The 3501-nt window shown below is 76.5% G+C and carries 5 protein-coding genes and 1 pseudogene; 3 read left to right on the forward strand and 3 right to left on the reverse strand.

The features are described 5' to 3' along the window. Window positions 1–144, reverse strand: a 144-nt coding sequence (locus ACFVXK_RS37300; protein ID WP_389621441.1) for an FBP domain-containing protein, incomplete at its 3' end; no start/stop codon positions are given. A 104-nt stretch (window positions 145–248) separates the two neighbouring features. Here ACFVXK_RS37300 and ACFVXK_RS37305 point away from each other — a divergent pair. Both ACFVXK_RS37305 and ACFVXK_RS37310 read left to right on the forward strand, forming a co-directional pair. After that, window positions 249–818 (forward strand): TetR/AcrR family transcriptional regulator, encoded by a 570-nt coding sequence (locus ACFVXK_RS37305; protein WP_389621429.1) that lies wholly within the window; start codon window positions 249–251, stop codon window positions 816–818. After that, window positions 767–1999: a GDSL-type esterase/lipase family protein gene (locus ACFVXK_RS37310; protein ID WP_389621432.1), complete on the forward strand. Its 1233-nt coding sequence runs from the start codon at window positions 767–769 to the stop codon at window positions 1997–1999. Before ACFVXK_RS37305 ends, ACFVXK_RS37310 begins: the two co-directional genes overlap by 52 nt. 39 nt (window positions 2000–2038) lie before the next feature. On the opposite strand, the gene ACFVXK_RS37315 is transcribed toward ACFVXK_RS37310, so the two are convergent. Then, on the reverse strand, window positions 2039–2650 hold the full coding sequence (locus ACFVXK_RS37315; RefSeq protein ID WP_389621435.1) for an MFS transporter: 612 nt from the start codon (window positions 2648–2650) through the stop codon (window positions 2039–2041). Here ACFVXK_RS37315 and ACFVXK_RS37320 point away from each other — a divergent pair. Continuing rightward, window positions 2603–2817: pseudogene (locus ACFVXK_RS37320) on the forward strand (helix-turn-helix domain-containing protein); the annotation flags it as partial. The gene ACFVXK_RS37315 and the pseudogene ACFVXK_RS37320 overlap by 48 nt on opposite strands. Here ACFVXK_RS37320 and ACFVXK_RS37325 read toward each other — a convergent pair. Beyond that, window positions 2799–3377, reverse strand: a complete 579-nt coding sequence (locus ACFVXK_RS37325) for a hypothetical protein (protein ID WP_389621438.1) — start codon at window positions 3375–3377, stop codon at window positions 2799–2801. The pseudogene ACFVXK_RS37320 and the gene ACFVXK_RS37325 overlap by 19 nt on opposite strands. Window positions 3378–3501 lie beyond the last annotated feature (124 nt).

Below are 3501 nucleotides of genomic sequence, written 5' to 3' on the forward strand. Positions count from 1 at the left end.
GGACTGGGGGTCGCGCCAGCCGAGGTAGTCCAGGTGCTCCCAGGGGCGGTCGGCGAGGTCGTGCGGCACGGTCAGGCGCTTGGCCTCGCCCTTGGTGCAGTTGACGAAGGCGGCGCGGATCTCTTGCTCGGTCAGTGGCTTCATGCGGAGCACGCTAATTTGCCTAATACTTTTAGGCAAATACATAATCGGCATAGGCGGCGGTGGACGGGCCACCGGCCGGGCGGGAACGGTGAGGACGGAGCGGCATGGGGCGCATCGGGTTGAGTACGGACCGCCTGGTGCGGGCCGGGGCGGAGCTGGCCGACGAGGTCGGCTTCGAGCACGTGACCCCGTCGGCGCTCGCCCGGCGGTTCGACGTCAAGGTCGCGAGCCTCTACTCCCACGTGCGCAACTCCCGCGACCTCAAGGCGAAGATCGCCCTGCTCGCCCTGGAGGAGCTCGCCGGGCGCGCCGCCTCGGCCCTCGCCGGCCGCGCGGGCAAGGAGGCCCTGACCGCCCTGGCGGACGTCTACCGCGACTACGCCCGCGAGCACCCCGGCCGCTACGACGCGTCCCGGTTCCGCCTCACCGCCGAGGAGGCCGCCGCGAGCGCAGGCCGGCGCCACTCGGAGCTGATGCGGGCGGTCCTGCGGGGCTACGACCTGGCGGACCCGGACCAGACGCACGCCGTCCGGCTCCTGGGCAGCGTCATCCACGGCTACGTCAGCCTGGAGCTGGCCGGCGGCTTCAGCCACAGCACCCCCGACTCCCAGGAGAGCTGGTCATGGACCCTCGACGCCCTCGACACCCTGCTGCGCACCCGGGCGGCGAGGTGACCTCCCGCTCCGTCGCGCCCCTGGCCGCCACGCCCGTCACCGCGGACCTCCTGCGCGGGGCCCTCGACACCGAGGACACCGGCCGCGGCCTGCTGCCGCACCGGCTGCCCGCCCGGGCCCGGACCCAGAACACCGACGGGCAGCTGGCCATGGCCGAGTCCCAGCCCTCGGGCGTACGGCTGGCCCTGCGCACCGCGGCGACCGTCGTCGAGCTGGACGTCCTGCCCGTCAAACGGGTCTACGCGGGTGCCCCGCCGCGTCCCGACGGGGTCTACGAGCTCCTCGTCGACGCCCGCCCGGCCGGGCGGGCGACCGCGGCGGGCGGGGACACCTTCACCGTCGACCTCCGGACGGGCGGCGTCGAGCACCGCAGGGGCCGGCCCGCCACGCTGCGCTTCACCGGTCTGCCCGGCCGGATGAAGGACGTGGAGATCTGGCTCCCGCACGACGAGACGACCGAGCTCGTCGCCCTGCGCACCGACGCCCCCGTCTCCCCCGCACCCGCCCGCGGCCGCAAGGTGTGGGCGCACCACGGCAGTTCGATCAGCCAGGGCTCCGGCGCCACGGCCCCCACCGGCACCTGGCCGGCGCTCGCCGCCGCCCTCGGCGGGGTGGAACTGGTCAACCTGGGCCTGGGCGGCAGCGCGCTGCTCGACCCGTTCACGGCCCGCGCCCTGCGCGACACCCCGGCCGACCTGATCAGCCTCAAGCTGGGCATCAACCTGGTCAACGCCGACCTGATGCGGCTGCGCGCCTTCACCCCGGCCGTCCACGGTTTCCTCGACACCGTCCGCGAGGGCCACCCGGACACCCCGCTGCTGGTCGTGTCGCCGCTGCTGTGTCCCATCCACGAGGACACCCCGGGGCCGACGGCCTTCGACACGGAGGCGCTCGGCGCGGGAAAGCTGCGGTTCCGGGCGACGGGCGACCCCGCCGAGCGCGCCGCCGGGAAGCTGACGCTCACCGTCATCCGCGAGGAACTGGCGCGGATCGTGGCGCAGCGGTCGGCCGAGGACCCGCACCTGTACCACCTCGACGGCCGCGAGCTCTACGGGGAGGCCGACGCCGCCGAGCTGCCGCTGCCCGACGCCCTGCACCCGGACGCGGCCGCGCACCGCCGGATCGGCGAGCGCTTCGCCGCACGGGCCTTCGGGGAGGGCGGCTTCTTCGGCGGCGCCTGAAGGCCCGGCGTCTGACGGCCCGGCGTCAGCGGCCCGACGTCAGCGCCCCGCCGGAGAGGTGGAGGCGGCGGCGGGGCCGGCCGTCGCTGCCGGGGCCCGGTCGCGCAGCCGCCGGGCCGCCAGCGCCGCGGCGGCCCCCAGCAGCGGCACCGCCACCAGGACGGCGAGGGCCGCCGACAGGCTCGTCACGGTGGCCAGGCCGCCGACCGCCGCCGAACCGAGCGAGCCGCCGGTGATGAAGACGAGCTGGAACACCCCGGCCGCCACGCCCTGCACGGGGCCGTCCACCAGGTGCGGTACGGCGGCCATCAGCGCGACCTGCCCGGCCGAGAAGCCCGAGACGCAGGCGGCGACGGCCACCACCAGCGCCACCGGCGAGTGCCCCGCGAGGGCGGCGAGCAGCAGTCCGGCGGCGCTCAGCAGGGCGAGGCAGGACACCAGCCGCAGCGGCCCCACCCGGTGCGCCAGGGAGCCGGCGGCGCGCGAGAGGGCCGCGCTGCACAGCCCGGTCGGCAGCAGGAGCAGGCCGATCCGGGTGGCGCTCACGGGGTGCCCGGCCAGGATCAGCCGGGGGGCGGCGAACTGGACGACGAGGTACCCGGCGCCGCGGGCGGCAGTCCGCGCCGGGCGGCGGAGTCGCTGCACGTGCATCCGACACGGTCTCGCGGCGGCTGGAGCGGATCGGCGAACTCCTGGGCCCGGGCTGGCAGGAGCCGGTCCGCGCGCTGGAGGTGCAGCTGGCGCTGCGGCTGCACCGGACCCGCCACGCCCTGCGGCCGGCGGGCCCGGCGCCGAACGGTCAGCGGCGGCAGGTGTAGTGGGTCAGCCGGGAGCGGGCCTCCTTCTCGGAGATGCCGAGGGCGGTCCCGATGGACTCCCAGGACAGGTCGTCGGCCTCGGCGATGTAGGAGGCGTCGCGGGCCACGCTCCGGGTGATGCGCTCCAGTGCGGCCACGGCCTTGAGGGCGGCCACCGGGGCCTGTCCGGCCAGGTTGTTGAGCTGGTCCTCGACGCGCTCGAGGAGGTCGGCCAGTTCGGCGGGGAGCGGCACGGTGCGGGCCTCGACCTCGTCGAGGTGGCGTTCCCAGTCGTCGCGCGGTCCGTCGATCACCTGCTCGTACAGGCCTGAGGGCGCCTCGGCGCCGGTGTCGATCGGGTAGTGCGCGGCGCCGCGCCAGCCGCAGGTGCAGGCGGCGCGGGCGGCGGCGGCCCGGGGTCGGTCCGGGAGCCCGCTGTAGGCCCACCACTCCCGGGTCTGGCGCAGGCCCGGGCCGCCGCCCGGGTCCAGGGAGACCGGGGCCGGCTCGCTGCCGTCCGCCAGGAGCGCACCGGCCCAGCCTTCGTGCGAGGCCCCGAACTCCTCCGCCGTCCACCCCATGCCCACTCCCCGTCAGCCGTCCCGCGCGGCCGCGCCGCCGGGGCGGCGGCCGCGTGCTCTCGCCCCACCATGCCCACATCGGCGAGGGGTCAAGCGGCGTGCGCGGGCCGGTTCGCGGCGCGCG

Origin of the sequence: Streptomyces sp. NPDC058157, from assembly GCF_042884105.1 — a bacterium.
Classification (GTDB): Bacteria; Actinomycetota; Actinomycetes; order Streptomycetales; family Streptomycetaceae; genus Streptomyces.

What these genes read in the sequence shown, in the direction of transcription:
- ACFVXK_RS37305 (WP_389621429.1), top strand. Translation starts at nt 249, where the DNA reads ATGGGGCGCATCGGGTTGAGTACGGACCGCCTGGTGCGGGCCGGGGCG.
- ACFVXK_RS37310 (WP_389621432.1), top strand. Translation starts at nt 767, where the DNA reads ATGGACCCTCGACGCCCTCGACACCCTGCTGCGCACCCGGGCGGCGAG.
- ACFVXK_RS37315 (WP_389621435.1), bottom strand. Translation starts at nt 2,650, where the DNA reads ATGCACGTGCAGCGACTCCGCCGCCCGGCGCGGACTGCCGCCCGCGGC.
- ACFVXK_RS37325 (WP_389621438.1), bottom strand. Translation starts at nt 3,377, where the DNA reads ATGGGGTGGACGGCGGAGGAGTTCGGGGCCTCGCACGAAGGCTGGGCC.